Raw genomic sequence first — 15354 nt, forward strand, 5'->3', positions numbered from 1 at the left:
TTCTATATAAAAATATCTAGGGTAGTGGATATAAGAAATATTATACTTACCAGTTGATTTATATTATAGGAAGCTATTTTTGCATTAGCTAAATTATTTGGAGATATCATTCTGTGTTCAACTATAAGTAAAATTCCCATAAGTGTAAGTCCAGTATAATATATTCCACCCAGATTACTGCTTAAGAATCCTATAAATATTAAAAATATTACAGATATTATATGCAAGGCTGATGAAATATAGAGGGCGTTTTTTATTCCAAAAACTGCTGGTATGGAGTAAATCCCATTTTCGGTATCAAAGTCATAATCTTGCGCTCCATATATAACATCAAAACCTGATACCCATAATGCATTAGCGGCACCAAGGAGAAGACTTATCCAGGATATTTTTCCTGTTACAGCAATCCAGGCACCTACTGGTGCAGCAGCTGAGGTTACCCCTAAAATTAAATGGCATGACCAAGTAAATCTCTTGGTATAGGAATATATAATAAGTAGAAAAAGTGCCACTGGGGATAGGATTAAACATAAAAGGTTAAGTTCTGCAGCTGCTAATACCATAACCCCAAAGCATAATATGGTAAATACTATTACTTCCTTTTTTCCTATTAATCCTTTAGGTATTTGTCTGTTCGCTGTTCTTGGGTTTTTAGCATCTATATCTGAGTCTATAACTCTATTGATAGCATTGGCACCGGTTCTGGCTCCTAAAAAGGCCATTATAATCCAAAATAGTGTATGAATAGAAGGCAACCCTTTGGAGGCTAATAACATGGAAAAGAAAGCAAAGGAAAAAGAGAATATAGTGTGGGAAAACATAACTAATTTTCCATAGTCATAAATTTTCCTAAAGGGTTTATTCAATACCATACTCTTTCCATCTCCTATCCACTATGGTCTTTATCTCAGAGGTCATTTCTATGTCATCGGGCCAAGGTCTTGTGTGACCTTCACTAGACCACTTTTTTGTTGCGTCAATTCCCATTCTATAGCCGTAGTGAGGTAGGTTAGAAGCATGATCTAAAGCATCTAAAGGACCTTGTGAAAGCACCACATCTTCTTTTGCATCTATATTATTGAAGACCTTCCAAGCCACAGTGGATAAGTCTTGGGGGCTTACGTTTTCATCCACCACAATTATCATTTTTGTATACATCATTTGCCCTATACCCCATAAAGAATTCATTATCTTTTTACCATGTCCAGGATACCTTTTTTTAATGGACACTATAACACAGTTATGAAACACTCCTTCTAAAGGAAAGTTTATATCAATTATTTCTGGATATTGCATCTTTAAAAGTGGTAAGAAGATTCTTTCTGTGGCCTTGCCTAGGTAACAGTCTTCCATAGGTGGTTTTCCCACTATGGTAGTAGGATAAACAGGCTTTTTCTTGTGGGTGATGCAGGTCACATGAAACACTGGATAATAGTCTGCTAAAGAGTAATATCCAGTATGGTCTCCAAAAGGACCTTCCAGCTTTAAGGGTTCAGTAACATCTACATATCCTTCTATAATAAACTCCGCCTCCGCAGGTACATAAATATCGCTTTTAATGGATTTTGTAAGTTTTACCGGTAGTTTTCTTAAAAATCCAGCAAACATCATTTCATCTATCATTTTAGGAAGAGGTGCAGTAGCTGCATAGGTAATGGCGGGATCACAGCCTAAGGCTACAGAAACCGGCATTTTTCCCCCTAACTTCTTATACTTCTCGTATATTTCTCTTCCATCCTTATGAAGGTGCCAGTGCATGCCTGTAGTGTTTTTATCATATACTTGAAGTCTGTACATTCCCATATTCTGTATCCCGGTTTCAGGATCTATAGTAACCACCAGAGGCAGGGTAATAAACCTTCCAGCATCACCAGGCCAACACTTTAATACAGGGAGAGTTGAAAGGTCAGGATTTTCTTCTATAACCTCCTGACAGGCACCTCTAGTAGGAAGCTTTATAGGAAAAACTGAGGCCATTCTGGCAAGTTTAGGTAAAGATTTAAATTTATTCATTAATCCTAAGTATTTTGACATATCTATAAAGTCTCCAATGTCCTTACCGATATCATCCATACTATCCACACCTAAGGCTAGGTTCATCCTTTCATAAGTACCCATGGCATTTATAAGAAGGGGGTAAGGAGAGCCCTTTACATTTTCAAAAAGTAGTGCAGGTCCAAAAGATTTAGAAATTCTATCAGCGATTTCAGTGATTTCTAGCTCTGGATCTACTTGGGTTTGTATTTTGCTTAATAGATTTTTTTCTTCTAACCTTTTTATGAAATCTTGTAAGTCCTTATAGGCCATATTATCCTCCTAGAATATCATTAATTTTGTTGTTTAAACTCCTCATTTGTTAATTTAAAAGTATTTTTAAGTCCAGAGGTAATATAAACCTTATTATCCTTGGTTACAAAAACAGCTTCAATATTAGGTAGTTTTTCTATGAACTTCATCCCGCCTTCTAGCCCTTTAGAGAAAACAGAGGTAGATAGCGCATCTCCATCAATGGATTTATCACTTATAATGGTAATTCCTGCAAGTTCATTGTCGTAGGGGTATCCTGTAAAAGGGTTTAATATATGATGATATTTTTTACCATCCTTTTCAATGTATCTTTCATAAATTCCAGAGGTAACCACAGATTTGTTTTCTACAGGTACATAGCCTACAATCTTTCCTCTAGAATCAAAGGGGTTCTGAACTCCTATCTTCCAAGGTCTTCCCTCTGGGTTATTACCAAGAGCATATATGTTACCACCTAAATCTACTAAGGCATGCTCTACTCCATTTTCCTTGAGTATATCTGTTATAGCATCTGCGGTGTATCCTTTTGCAATACCCCCTAAGTCTATTTTCATGCCTGTTTTTTTAAGCTTTACTGTATTATCAGCTTTGTTTATTTCTAGGTCCTTATAACCTACTAAGGATTTAGTGTTATTTATTTCTTCTGAGGTAGGAACCTTTGCTTCAGGAAGTCCTATGCTCCAAAGCTTAACTAAAGGTCCTATAGTAATATCAAAGGAACCTTCTGTCAATTTGGAATACTCTAAACCTTTTTCAATGTTTATAAAGGCATCTTTAGATACTTTAACCGTATCTTTGCCGGCAGAATTATTTACTTTATCTATCTCTGTGCCTTCTTTATTGATACTTAATTCACTTTCAATCTGCTTTACCTTATTGAAAGCTTTATCCAAGATTTTGTCATCCTTTTTATCATATAAACTTATGGATACTACAGTACCCATGAAGAATTCAGTTTTAGATAAGGGTTCATTGGAAGGTGAATCCTTAACAGGAGCTTTGCTGCATCCATTAAATAGGGATGCTGTAATAAGAAATGAAAGTAAGGGAATAAATAGCTTTTTAGTTTTAGACATAAAATGTTCCTCCTATAAATAAAATACATCATTAGTATATAATAAAATTCTACTATTAACAAAAGACTTTAGGAATACCTAAAGTCTTTTTGAAATATTCTAAATATTATTTTTTTACGTCTGTTTGTGGTAATTTTAAAGTAGTTTGGTCACCCTTTTTAGCTTTTTCATCCATTAGCTTTTTAGCCATTTCTTTGAAAGCGTCAGAGGAGTGAGTTGCACCAGTTACTTTATCAACCTTAGATGGATCTTGTTTGTCCACTAAAGCTTTTCCTAAAGCTGGAGAATATTCAGCTGGGCTTGTACCTGATTTATCTTTCATAGCTTTGTTGTATTCTGCATCTTGTGATTTAAGCTTTCCGTCTTTGTTTACATAATCGTAGTTAGCGGAAACTATTTTTCCATCCTTAACTTCGATTTCTGTGAAAGCTTTCCAGCCTCTTGTATCTTCTTTATCATATTCTGCTTTATACTTACCATCCTTTAAAGCATTTTTATTTCCGCAACCTGCTAACATTGTTAAAGCTAAAACAGAAGCAGCTGCTAAGCTAATTATACGATTTCTTTTCATTACGAAATCCCCCTTACTAAAAGTTTAATGATATATTGTCGATTTAACGACCTTACATACAAATTATACAATGAGTGGAAGATTTTTTGCTATTCGAATTATTAATGTAACATTAACTAAACTTATGACTAAATAGAGTTTTTTTGTATAATTATTAACTTAACAAAGGGGTTTTCCCTATGTTTAACACCTTTAACAGATTGTGAACATTTAAAAAATAAAAACTATAAATAATTATGGACATATGTGTATTTTATATATAAAATTTAATATGGTAGTGATGATCTTTAAATAAAATTAAAATTATGTGTTGAGGAGTGATTAGATTAAATGAATAATAGTAAGCACATAGTTATTTTAGGTGCTGGATATGCTGGAGTCCACGCAGCTAAAAAGCTTGCAAAAAAATATAAGAAAAATGACGATATAAAAATAACCCTTATCGATAAGAATCCTTTCCATACTCTCATGACTGAACTTCATGAAGTTGCAGGAGGAAGGGTTCATCCTGAATCTGTACAGGTGGAGCTTTCCAAGATATTTCATAGGACCAAGGTGAATTTAGTAATTGATTATATTACTAATGTAGATATCGATGGTCAAACTGTTACTACAAAAAATCATAAGTTTACTTATGACTATTTATTGATTGGAACAGGATCAGAGCCAGCCTTCTTTGGAGTGCCTGGAGTTAAGGATCATGGCTTTACCCTTTGGTCTTTTGAGGATGCTTTAGAAATTAGAGCACATATTAAGGATACATTTGAAAGAGCCTCCAGAGAAACTGATGAAAAGCTAAGAAAAGAAATGCTTACTTTTGTAGTAGCTGGTTCAGGATTTACAGGAATTGAAATGGCTGGGGAACTCTTAGAATGGAAAACTAGACTAGCTAGAGAAACTGGTGTAGATGTAAATGAAGTGAAATTATATGTGGTAGAAGCACTGGGAACCATACTTAACATGTTAGATAGAAAACAAGCAGATAAAGCAGAAAAGTACATGGTTAAGCATGGTGTAGAAGTGCTTAAGAATTCACCTATAGTTGAAGTAACTCCAAATAAGATAGTGCTTAAAGATGGAAGTGAAATTAGCACACAAACATTAATTTGGACATGCGGTATTCAAGCTAATGCACAAGTGGCTGAATATGGATTAGATAGAGCAAGAGCAGGTAGACTACAGACTAACAGCCATATGCAGGTAGTAGGAAAAGAAAATGTATTTGCAGTGGGAGACCTGACTTATTTCGAAGAAGAGCCAGGCAGAGGAACTCCACAGATAGTTGAAGCAGCTGAGCAGACTGCCATGACAGCAGTTAAAAATATCATAGCTGATATAGAAAAGACTGAAAAAGTAGAGTTTAAGTCTAATTATCATGGATTTATGGTTTCTGTAGGGGGAAGATATGGAGTAGCTAACTTATCTGGAATGAAGCTCTCTGGATTCTTTGCCTTAGTTATGAAACATCTTGTAAATATGTATTACCTTATAGGAGTAAATGGTATACATGCGGTATATCACTACTTAAATCATGAGTTCTTCTCCATGGAAGATAAAAGATCTATCATGAGAGGACATTTATCTTCTAAGGCTAATAGACTTTGGTTAGTACCTCTTAGATTATATATAGGTGTACTTTGGCTTTTAGAAGGGCTTAAGAAATTTGTAGGTGAAGAAACTTGGGCTAAAGCTTCAGGTTTTGATAAATTAACTTCAGGTATTGGAAGTGACAGCTGGCTAAAAAGCGGAAATGTTAAAATGCCTTTTGAGTGGTTAAAGGTAAATGGTACTTCAGGTGCTTCAGCATCAGCAGATGCTGCTAGTGGAGCTTCACAAGCAGCAGCAGGAGCTGCAGCAAACTGGCCAACTCCTATAATTAAGGAAATGCCAGGTTTCTATGAAGGTTTAATGCATACATTTATACCAAACGCTGAAGTTGCTGTATGGTTCCAAAGGATAGTGGTATTCACTGAAATTTGTATAGGACTTGCATTATTGGCAGGCTTATTTACATTCCTTGCTAGTGCCGCTTCTGCCTTTATGGTATTGAACTTTATACTTTCAGCCATGGCTGGATGGGAAATATTATGGTACTTCTTTGGCGCTATTGCTCTTATGGGTGGTGCAGGAAGAACCTTTGGACTTGATTATTACGTGATGCCATGGATTAATAAAACCATACGAAATTGGTGGTATGGTGATAAGGTTGCAGTGTATAATCAACAATAATTAATCTAAGAATAAACTAGACTTATGGATGATTATTCAGTATGCTAATAGTAATCCTGCATAAAAAGTAAAAGGTGGCAAATAACTATATGAAAAAGATGGATGTAATTATTATAGCTGTACTTTTAGCTATTTCCTTTATACCAGAAATAGTATTTGGAATACGTGGTGGTAGAAGTTTAAATAATACCTATGCTGAAATAACCATAAGTGGAAAACATTATAAAACTGTCCCTCTCTCTTCACATAAGGGAGAGGACAGTTTTGTCATTAAAGATAAGTTTGGAAAGAATACTGTGATAGTTAGGGATAACTCTATAGCTATAGTAGATGCAGACTGTCCAGATAAGGTATGTATACAGCCAGGGTTTATAAGTAAACCAGGAGATTCTATCGTATGCTTACCTCACCAACTTATGATAGAAATTAAAGGTAAAGCTGAAGATGAAGACCAGCTAGATAAAGTATCTCATTGAGGTGATAAATAATGAAGAAAACATCAAAGATGGTATATTTAGCATTATTGGTGGCACAAGCGCTGGTACTTCATATCTTTGAATCCATGATACCGGTTCCTTTTATAACCCCCGGTGCAAAGCTTGGATTATCAAACCTTGTAACAGTAATTGCTCTTTATACCTTAGAAGATTATAAAGAAGTATTTATAGTGGTGCTTTTGAGAATTATCTTAGCCACCATGTTTGGTGGTAATCTTTCCAGCTTCATGTACAGCGTAGGTGGAGGATTATTAAGCTTTGGAGCCATGGTGCTAACTAAAGAATTATTTAAAGATAAAGTGAGCATCATAGGAGTAAGTTCTTCTGGTGCTGTTTTCCATAACATTGGTCAGCTGTTAGTAGCTTCTGCTATAGTGAGAAACTTAGGGGTGACTCTTTATCTCCCTATATTATCTATAGCGGGAATAGGAACAGGAATATTTATTGGAGTTTCAGCCAATTATTTAACTAAACATATAAGTAAAATACCTTATTTTAAGAAAATTAAACAATAGAGGTTGATGCAATGGATAAAATGTGGCTTCAGTATCCTGAATTACATAAAGAACTGGAAGCTGTACTGTATATAATGAAGGAAAATACAAAATGCAAAGATAAAAAAATTGAAAATTCAATTTTAGATTTAATAAATTCTGGTGGCAAGATGTTAAGACCGGCATTTACATTAATTTCTTCACGTTTTGGAGAGTATAACGAAGAGAGAGCTAGAGCCTTAGCTGCAGTTATAGAAATGATGCATATGGCAACTTTGGTTCATGATGATGTTATTGATGACTCAAAATTAAGAAGAGGTCAGGAAACCATTCAATCAAAATATGGTAAAGATTATGCGGTATATATTGGTGATTTTCTGTTTTGCGTATGTTTTAAGATTCTTGCATCAAATTCCTCACTGCAAAGTATTAAAGTTGACAGCAAATCAATGTCAAGGATATGCCTTGGAGAGGTAGAGCAGCTTAATACTCGCTTTAAAACTCAAGTATCCGTAAAGGATTATCTTTCTAGAATTTCAGGAAAAACAGCTGAATTATTTTCATTAAGTTTATATATTGGTGCTGCAGAAGCAGGTTGTAGTGAAAAAGTTAATAGATTATTATGGAATATTGGACATAATATTGGTATGGCTTTTCAGATTATTGATGATGTATTAGATTATACCAGTGCTAAATCATACATAGGAAAGCCTGCAGCTAGCGACATAAAGCAAGGTATATTCACTATTCCTATAATATATGCATTATTAAAGGATAAAGGAAGTTTGAAAGATATAATTTCTAAAGATGATTATAGTGATTACGATATAGCTAATATTATTTTTTTAGTAAATGAGCTTGGTGGAATTGAGAAATCTAGAGAATTAGCAAAAAAATATACAGACAAAGCTTATAAACTTATTAATAAGCTTCCAGAAAATAAATATAAAATTGTTCTTAAGGAAGTTTGCGAGACTTTGCTTAATAGAAGTTATTAATTCAATATAAATAAAAGCATGAATATTATTGCCTTGGAAATATATATTTCTAGCAATGATTATTCATGCTTTTTAAATTATATAAGAATTTTTTTACTTTCTTTCTTTATATAATCAATAAAGTTTTTAATTATTTTATGATTTTCTTGGGTATAAATAAGGTATATGCTATATTCAAGAGAAATATCATCAATAGATATTTCTTTTAAGTTTCCTTTTCTTATATCGTCTATGACACACATCCTGGGTAAGATTGTAAGTCCGTAATCTTTAAGGGCAGAAGTCCTAGCGGCGTCCATAGCATTTACCATAAAAAGTACATTCAGGTCGGAAAAACTTTTGTTTTTTTTGTTTAGTGCTAAATGTAATTTCCTTTTTATATTCATCTTATCGTTCATAATTATTAATGGGTATTGAAGCAAATCTAAAGATGAAATAGAAGAGGGCACGTTAAAAGAGCTGGAAGATATGAGTACTAATCTATCTTCTAGTAGCTTTGAAGATAAAAGGGAACTATCATCAGCTTCCTTGAAGGAAATCCCTAAATCGGATATATGGTTAACAAGATTAGATTCCATGTTTTCAATCATGGTATTATTAAGCCTCAATTCATATTGAGGAAATTTCTTTCTTGCATTAAAAAGTAAAGATGGTATATAAGCATTAGTTAAATTATAATAAGAATCAATAACAATTTCAGTTTTATCAAGTTTAAAGCTATCTATATCATCTAACATCCTGTCATAGGATTTTAGCATTACTTCAACATGCTTTAATAAAATTCTTCCTTGGGGGGTCAGTTCTACTCCTTTATTGCTTCTATCAAAAAGTCTTACCCCTAGCCTGCTTTCCATATTATTTAGCTGTTGACTTAAAGCTGATTGAGAAATATGAGATAAAGCAGCAGCTTTTGAAATACTTTTGCAAGTAGCCACATCATAAAAAAATTTAAAATATTCTATATGCATAAAATTCACCTTCAATATATCTATTAATAGCACAGGTAATAAGCTAGTTCTTTAGTTATTTTACTCTATATTTTAAGATAAAACAATGATTGTCATTTTCATAACTAGGTATTTTTAGTTATAATAGAAGTATATTATTTATTTTAGAGGTAACTAATTTGATTAAGAATGGTAAAGATTATATATTAGTTTTAAGGTTTTTAATACTATCCTTTTGTTTAATTGAATATTTACTTGGAGAAGATTATAATTCTGTAATAATAATGGTAGCCTTATCATATATCATTTTGAACACCTTGTTATTTTTAAGTAATAACAAAATGTATAAGATATTTTGGATGTTACTATCATTTATTCTTTGCTTATACACTTCAAAACAGCTTAATGAAATATTCTATGTTTTAATTCCAGTGAATATTATGGATTTATGGAGTATTAGTAACAGCTCAGTACTTATTATTTTTATATTTATTCTGTTTGCCACCATAGCTTTACCACTTAAAATGATCCCATTATTTCTGCTGATAACGATAATAGTATTTTTATTCCATTGTATTGTAAAAAAATATATAGTAAGTCTAGAGGCGCTAATTAATGAAAATGATGAATTAAGAGAAATGAATAGCATTTATTCAATGAAAATTAAAAGTATGAAAAACTATGAAAAGCAATCTCTTTATGCCACTAAATTAGAAGAGAGAAGTAAGATTTCACAAGAGATGCATGATAAAATTGGACATACTATTTCAGGAAGTATCCTTCAATTAGAAGCTGCAAAATTGCTTTTGAATAAAGATAAAGATAAATCTGAGAAAATATTAAATAATACCATTAATGTGCTTAGAGAAGGGCTGGAGGATATAAGAATTATTTTAAGAAGAATAAGGCCTACTAAGGAGGAAATGGGGATAAATAGAATTAAGCTTCTGCTGGCTGAAGCTATGAAAAATACTAAATTTACATATTCATTAAGCTTTCATGGGGATATAGACAATATAACTTATGCTCATTGGAAGGTTGTATATGACAATTTAACAGAAACCATAACCAATATAATGAAGTATTCTAAGGGGGATTTTGTAGAAGTAAATATTCAAGTTTTTAATAAGGTTGTGAAAGCTTCCATAAAGGATAATGGCATGGTGGAAGGAGTCATTAATAAAGGATTAGGTTTAAGAGGGATAGAACAGAGATGTGTTGATATGGGTGGAACAGCCATAATTGATTTTAGTGATGGTTTTAGTATAATAATGATTTTACCCATTAAGTAAGGAGGGTTTATGAAGATTAAGATTTTAATTTGCGATGATGATGCCCTTATTAGGGAAAGTTTAAAAATCATTCTTTCCATGGAAGAGGATTTAGAAATAGTTGGAGAGGCTGATAATGGACTTAAGGCATTGGAGCTTTGTAAAAGAGAACAGATAGATGTAGCTCTTATGGATGTTAGAATGCCAATAATGAATGGTGTAGAAGCTTTGAAGGAAATAGTAAAAAAGACAGAAGCAAAAGTGATTATTCTGTCTACTTTTGATGAAGATGAATATATAAAAGAGTCAGTAAAATATGGAGCCAGCGGATATATACTAAAAAATAATACTCCAGAAAGTATAATTAACGCCATAAAAATGGTGTATAGCGGAAGTAACGTCATAGAGAAGAAAGTTTTTGATAAAATAAAGTTTAATATGATGGATGCTTCCCTTAAATTTGATGCTTCTAGTTTTACTCATAGAGAATTAGAAATAATAAAAGAAATATCGGAAGGCTATTTTAATAAAGAAATTGCTCAAAGATTATTTATATCCGAAGGCACCGTAAAGAATTATATATCAAATATATTAGATAAGACTGAACTAGATCATAGAACTCAAATTGCTATATATTATTTAAAAGGAAATAGTTACTAAAGTCATATATTAATATGACCTTCTCTACTAACATAGCAGAGAAGGTTTTTTTATAATTAAAATAAGTAATGTATATAAGGGAGATGTAGTAATGAAGATATTAGAAGTTAATAACTTAACTAAAAGGTTTGGAGATAAAATTGCTGTAGATAATCTTTCGTTTTATGTTAATGAGGGAGAAATATTTGGGCTATTAGGTCCCAATGGAGCAGGAAAAAGTACTACTATTAATATAATTATTTCTCTTTTAAAAAGTAGTAAAGGAGAAATAAACATTTTTGGCAAATCTCTTCACAAAAATGAGCTTGACATAAAAAAGAATATTGGGGTTGTACCTCAAAGCCTCGCAATTTATGAAAATCTTACGGCAGAGGAAAATATAAGGTTTTTTGCAGGCCTTTATGGTCTATCAGGGAAAAATCTAAAGGAAGCAGTAGACTATGCGCTGGATTTTACTGGGTTAACAGAGGTAAGAAAAACTAGAGCTAAAAAGTTTTCTGGAGGAATGATGAGAAGACTGAATATAGCTTGTGCTATAGCACATAAGCCTAAATTTATAATTATGGATGAACCTACTGTTGGTATAGATCCTCAGTCTAGAAATCATATTTTAAGATCTGTAAAACTTTTGCAGCAAGAAGGTTGTACTATATTATACACCTCTCATTACATGGAGGAAGTAGAAGTTTTATGTAATAGGATAGTTATTATGGATCATGGAAAAATTATTGCAGAGGGAAGTAAGGATGAATTAATATCATTAGTTTCTGATAGTCAAAATCTTGAAATTCAAATAGATAATATGGAAAATATAGATATGGAAAAGCTAAAAAGTATTACTGGAGTTAAAAGTATATCTGTAAAAGAGGATAATATAACCATAAATTCTTCAAGGGAAATCAATAATCTTGATAAAATAATAGGCTTCTTCACTTCTCAGGGAGTAAAAATTAAAAATATAGATTACAAAAATATCAATCTTGAAATGGTATTTTTAAACCTTACAGGTAGAAATCTTAGGGATTAGGGGTGAGGTCATGAGGATTATTAGACAAATTTGGTATGAAATTATAAATGCCTTTAGAGATAAATCAAGCATTAGTTCTATGATAATATTTCCTATAGCTTTTATGATAATATTAGGAGCAGCTTTATCCGGAGCTTTTAATAATGTTCAGGATATAAACCCTGTAGAAATTATATATTATGATAATGGAGAAAAAGAGGCCAAAGAGATTTTTGATACTTTTAAAGATAAAAGTAATATTAAAAATATTACTTTTAAGGAAGTAGGAGCTTTAGAGGAAGGTAAAAAAGAAGTATCAAAGGATTCGCATAGAATATTAGTTGAACTAAAGGAAAACAACATTAAGGTTTATAAAAATGAAAAGGAAGGTATATCTGTAAATATAGTTATGGCAGCACTGAAATCTATTTCTGAAAGATATGGAGCTATTAATGCAATTGTTAAAGTTGCGCCGGAAACCTTAGAGAATATAGATAACGACTTTCATATGAGTTATATAAAAACAAATAAAATAGAAATGGGAAGACAATTAACTTCTTACGACTATTATGGAATTGTAGAAATAACTATGATGTTCTTGTATGGTTCATTATTTGGATTCTTTTCTATATATAATGGGAGAAGAATGAGAATAGAAGGAAGAATTTTTAGTACCGGTGTATCAAAACTTGAATATGTATTTTGTAAGTTTGCTTCCAATTTCATTATAACCATTATAACTTTAATTCCAGCATTTTTATTTTCTATTTTTGTTATGAAGACTTACTGGGGAGATAACCCTCTAGCTTTGGCAGGCATATTATTATCTTTTAATGTTTTCTGTTCAGCTTTAGGTGTAAGCTTTGGATACTTTTTTAATGATGATAAATTAGGTCAATTGATACTCAATTCTTTAGTTTTTCCTGTTATCACCTTCTTGGGAGGAGGGTACGTGTATATAGGAGGAAATACTACTGGAATATTTGATTTTGTTACAAAGCTTTCCCCTCTTAGGTGGGTTAATAGAAGTATCATTAATATTGCTTATGATAATAATTATGCTATGTTCAAAGAGGGAATTGTTATTAATCTAATCTTAGGAATGTTACTTCTTATCTCTGCTGTTATATTAAAAAAGGAGGAAGCTTAATATGTATGAAATATGGATAATAACTAGAAAAAATTTAAAACTGATATTTGATTCAAAAAAATCTATCTTACAATTTGTTGTTCCTATAGTAGTGCTGCTAGCCTTTATGAAGTTGCTTAGTATAGGAAGTTCTCCTATAAAGATAGGAGTAATAGATAAGGATAAGACGACCTCTTCTAATATGGTTATTGAATCTCTAAAGAAAGTTTCCTTTATGAATACAGTGGAAGTAAAGGACGATGAAATAAAACAAGCCATGCTTCAGAGAGATATTGTATTGGGGATTACCATACCTAAAGGCTATGAAGAGGGTATAGTAAAGCAATCTCCTTTATCCATAGAATTATCAGTGGGAGAGGATAATTCTATGGCAGAGGGCATTAGAAGTATAATAAATATAAAAACAAAAGATTTGTTGGATTTATCCAAGGCTTCCTATAAAGATAAAGAGAAATATTCTATACTTATAAATGAATACAAAACTGAAAAGGTTAATATTTCTAGTAGTTTTTTACAAGATATTAGCTCTCAATACGAAACTACGGAAATAAGTATGGGATTCTTAATATTTTATCTTATGATTAGGGCTGTAGTTATTTCGGGCATTATATTAAAAGAAAGAGAAAATAACACTTATGCTAGGATATTTATGTCCCCTGTAGGAAGCTTTAAATATCTCCTAGGCAATATAATAGCCAATTTAATTGTTTTATTTACACAAGTAGTGATAATGCTGCTTACCCTCCAATATATATTCAAAATTAATACCGGCATAAAATTTATTCCTATGATGCTTTTGCTGATGCTTATTATATTGGTAGCTATCTCTTTTGGAATTTTATGTGTTGCACTATTTGAAAATATACAAGTTTACTCTACCATAAGCAACTTAATAATATCTGGTACCTCCATGTTTTCTGGATCCTTTGTTCCTGTAAAGCTGCTTCCAGAATCGGTTCAAAAAGTATCTTTCTTTACCCCGCAAAGATGGGTAATGGATGGCATACAAAAGATGCAGCAAGGGATGGAAATAAAAAGTCTTACAATGAATTTTCTGGTGTTGTTATCCTTTTCCCTAGCTTTCTTTCTAATAGCAGTATATAAAATGAGAAGCAGTCAAAAATCAATTATTGCTATAAATTCATAATTTTATCAGCTATGTTTTTAAAAGATGTATTCCATCCAGTGCTAGTACACTTTGAAAAATAGGATCTCCTTGATTTTTAACCCTAGCTTCTAATATATAATCATCTTCCACGTTCAATTCATAGCTCCATAAACTCCAAGGAGTGTTGCCTGTAGAGTTCACGCTGGCTTTAAATATTATTTCTTCAAAACTATCACTTTTATTTTTTATAACAATTTCTGCAAAATTATCAAAAAGTGGGATATCGCCGGAAAGGAAAAAAGAATAACCTTTTAGCGTAGTCCCTTTTTTTCCGTGAAATCTTTGATACATTATCGCAGTAGAATCTTCTCCTTCAGTGTTTAGTACTGCAAATTTTAACCCTTCCATGGGAGATATATCCTTAAATTTTTCCACAATGGTTACTAGTTTAGAAGAGATTGAGGGAATAATCCAATGATGTAAATCACCTTCAAAGCTGCCATTTTCAATATCTCCTTTATATTCCATCATGATATTAAACTTAAAGTCACCTCTAAACAGAAGCTTATTTAATTCATATTTATACTTTGAAAGGATTAAAGAAGAATTTATATTATTACATATTAAAGACACATAAAAACTTTGAAATAAGTTACTATCAATAAATACTAAATATCTATCTAAGTTTAAAGCAAAATGGGATAATATTAAGGATACACTTCTTTCTCCTTTAGGGGTAAGGAAGGTAAACTCAGAGGCTATTTTATAATTAATCTTTCCTTGGACTTTTATATGTGAGTCTTCCATACTGTATTCCATTAATGGATTGATGTTTACATTTAATATTTTAACTTCACAAGAAGTGTTTTTAGGAAACATATCATCTGAGAGGGATATTTTATTATAAAATGGAATAAAAGTTTCATAAGTATAATAATTGCTTTTTATATTGGCGGTTTCAGGTAGTTTATCTATATCCATGGAAGACTCCTTTCAATGTTTCAATAAGCTTTGTTGATCTTATTAAGAAAAACATTCTG

General features: G+C 31.8%; 15 protein-coding genes. 9 read left to right on the forward strand and 6 right to left on the reverse strand.

The window, feature by feature from the left end; all coding sequences use genetic code 11:
- Positions 1-2: 2 nt before the first annotated feature.
- The 4 genes from BUA82_RS00260 to BUA82_RS00275 all read right to left on the reverse strand — a co-directional run bounded on the left by BUA82_RS00260 (position 3) and on the right by BUA82_RS00275 (position 3954).
- The gene (locus BUA82_RS00260) at positions 3-872 is read right to left on the reverse strand and encodes a UbiA-like polyprenyltransferase (RefSeq protein WP_073003736.1); all 870 of its coding nucleotides are present in this window, start codon (positions 870-872) and stop codon (positions 3-5) included.
- Entirely contained in the window at positions 859-2307 is a 1449-nt protein-coding gene (locus BUA82_RS00265) for a menaquinone biosynthesis decarboxylase (protein WP_073003737.1), read from the reverse strand. Before BUA82_RS00265 ends, BUA82_RS00260 begins: the two co-directional genes overlap by 14 nt.
- Positions 2308-2327: 20 nt before the next feature.
- A complete protein-coding gene (locus tag BUA82_RS00270; RefSeq protein ID WP_073003738.1) occupies positions 2328-3383 on the reverse strand; it encodes an FAD:protein FMN transferase in 1056 nt (351 codons plus the stop codon).
- A 106-nt stretch (positions 3384-3489) separates the two neighbouring features.
- The gene (locus tag BUA82_RS00275; RefSeq protein ID WP_073003739.1) at positions 3490-3954 is read right to left on the reverse strand and encodes an FMN-binding protein; all 465 of its coding nucleotides are present in this window, start codon (positions 3952-3954) and stop codon (positions 3490-3492) included.
- A gap of 330 nt (positions 3955-4284) precedes the next feature.
- On the opposite strand from BUA82_RS00275, the gene BUA82_RS00280 reads away from it, so the two are divergent.
- The 4 genes from BUA82_RS00280 (at position 4285) to BUA82_RS00295 (ending at position 8172) form a co-directional block, all read left to right on the forward strand.
- Entirely contained in the window at positions 4285-6183 is a 1899-nt protein-coding gene (locus BUA82_RS00280) for an FAD-dependent oxidoreductase (protein ID WP_073003740.1), read from the forward strand.
- Positions 6184-6272: 89 nt separating this feature from the next.
- Positions 6273-6659, forward strand: coding sequence for a NusG domain II-containing protein (locus BUA82_RS00285; RefSeq protein ID WP_073003741.1), 387 nt, complete (start codon positions 6273-6275; stop codon positions 6657-6659).
- 11 nt (positions 6660-6670) lie between these two features.
- Complete coding sequence (locus BUA82_RS00290; protein WP_073003742.1) at positions 6671-7195, forward strand: Gx transporter family protein; 525 nt, start codon at positions 6671-6673, stop codon at positions 7193-7195.
- 11 nt (positions 7196-7206) lie between these two features.
- Positions 7207-8172, forward strand: a complete 966-nt coding sequence (locus tag BUA82_RS00295) for a polyprenyl synthetase family protein (protein ID WP_073003743.1) — start codon at positions 7207-7209, stop codon at positions 8170-8172.
- 77 nt (positions 8173-8249) lie between these two features.
- On the opposite strand, the gene BUA82_RS00300 is transcribed toward BUA82_RS00295, so the two are convergent.
- The gene (locus BUA82_RS00300; protein WP_073003744.1) at positions 8250-9140 is read right to left on the reverse strand and encodes a LysR family transcriptional regulator; all 891 of its coding nucleotides are present in this window, start codon (positions 9138-9140) and stop codon (positions 8250-8252) included.
- Between the two features lie 158 nt (positions 9141-9298).
- Here BUA82_RS00300 and BUA82_RS00305 point away from each other — a divergent pair, with 158 nt between their 5' ends.
- The 5 genes from BUA82_RS00305 (at position 9299) to BUA82_RS00325 (ending at position 14353) form a co-directional block, all read left to right on the forward strand.
- Positions 9299-10411 (forward strand): sensor histidine kinase, encoded by a 1113-nt coding sequence (locus BUA82_RS00305; protein WP_073003745.1) that lies wholly within the window; start codon positions 9299-9301, stop codon positions 10409-10411.
- A gap of 9 nt (positions 10412-10420) precedes the next feature.
- A complete protein-coding gene (locus BUA82_RS00310; protein ID WP_073003746.1) occupies positions 10421-11050 on the forward strand; it encodes a response regulator transcription factor in 630 nt (209 codons plus the stop codon).
- Positions 11051-11141: 91 nt separating this feature from the next.
- Positions 11142-12077 carry an ABC transporter ATP-binding protein gene (locus BUA82_RS00315; protein ID WP_073003747.1) on the forward strand — a complete coding sequence of 312 codons (936 nt, stop codon included), beginning with the start codon at positions 11142-11144 and terminating at the stop codon, positions 12075-12077.
- 10 nt (positions 12078-12087) lie between these two features.
- On the forward strand, positions 12088-13206 hold the full coding sequence (locus BUA82_RS00320) for an ABC transporter permease (protein WP_073003748.1): 1119 nt from the start codon (positions 12088-12090) through the stop codon (positions 13204-13206).
- A 1-nt stretch (position 13207) separates the two neighbouring features.
- Positions 13208-14353, forward strand: a complete 1146-nt coding sequence (locus tag BUA82_RS00325; RefSeq protein ID WP_073003749.1) for an ABC transporter permease — start codon at positions 13208-13210, stop codon at positions 14351-14353.
- 9 nt (positions 14354-14362) lie between these two features.
- On the opposite strand, the gene BUA82_RS00330 is transcribed toward BUA82_RS00325, so the two are convergent.
- On the reverse strand, positions 14363-15295 hold the full coding sequence (locus tag BUA82_RS00330) for a hypothetical protein (protein WP_073003750.1): 933 nt from the start codon (positions 15293-15295) through the stop codon (positions 14363-14365).
- Positions 15296-15354 lie beyond the last annotated feature (59 nt).

Origin of the sequence: Clostridium amylolyticum (assembly GCF_900142075.1) — a bacterium.
GTDB lineage: Bacteria > Bacillota > Clostridia > Clostridiales > Clostridiaceae > Clostridium_AA > Clostridium_AA amylolyticum.

Bases quoted from the DNA above. Each gene is read 5' to 3' on its own strand.
- BUA82_RS00280 (WP_073003740.1), top strand. From the start codon at position 4,285: ATGAATAATAGTAAGCACATAGTTATTTTAGGTGCTGGATATGCTGGA.
- BUA82_RS00295 (WP_073003743.1), top strand. From the start codon at position 7,207: ATGGATAAAATGTGGCTTCAGTATCCTGAATTACATAAAGAACTGGAA.
- BUA82_RS00260 (WP_073003736.1), bottom strand. From the start codon at position 872: ATGGTATTGAATAAACCCTTTAGGAAAATTTATGACTATGGAAAATTA.
- BUA82_RS00300 (WP_073003744.1), bottom strand. From the start codon at position 9,140: ATGCATATAGAATATTTTAAATTTTTTTATGATGTGGCTACTTGCAAA.
- BUA82_RS00320 (WP_073003748.1), top strand. From the start codon at position 12,088: ATGAGGATTATTAGACAAATTTGGTATGAAATTATAAATGCCTTTAGA.
- BUA82_RS00275 (WP_073003739.1), bottom strand. From the start codon at position 3,954: ATGAAAAGAAATCGTATAATTAGCTTAGCAGCTGCTTCTGTTTTAGCT.
- BUA82_RS00325 (WP_073003749.1), top strand. From the start codon at position 13,208: ATGTATGAAATATGGATAATAACTAGAAAAAATTTAAAACTGATATTT.
- BUA82_RS00315 (WP_073003747.1), top strand. From the start codon at position 11,142: ATGAAGATATTAGAAGTTAATAACTTAACTAAAAGGTTTGGAGATAAA.
- BUA82_RS00290 (WP_073003742.1), top strand. From the start codon at position 6,671: ATGAAGAAAACATCAAAGATGGTATATTTAGCATTATTGGTGGCACAA.
- BUA82_RS00310 (WP_073003746.1), top strand. From the start codon at position 10,421: ATGAAGATTAAGATTTTAATTTGCGATGATGATGCCCTTATTAGGGAA.
- BUA82_RS00285 (WP_073003741.1), top strand. From the start codon at position 6,273: ATGAAAAAGATGGATGTAATTATTATAGCTGTACTTTTAGCTATTTCC.
- BUA82_RS00270 (WP_073003738.1), bottom strand. From the start codon at position 3,383: ATGTCTAAAACTAAAAAGCTATTTATTCCCTTACTTTCATTTCTTATT.
- BUA82_RS00330 (WP_073003750.1), bottom strand. From the start codon at position 15,295: ATGGATATAGATAAACTACCTGAAACCGCCAATATAAAAAGCAATTAT.
- BUA82_RS00265 (WP_073003737.1), bottom strand. From the start codon at position 2,307: ATGGCCTATAAGGACTTACAAGATTTCATAAAAAGGTTAGAAGAAAAA.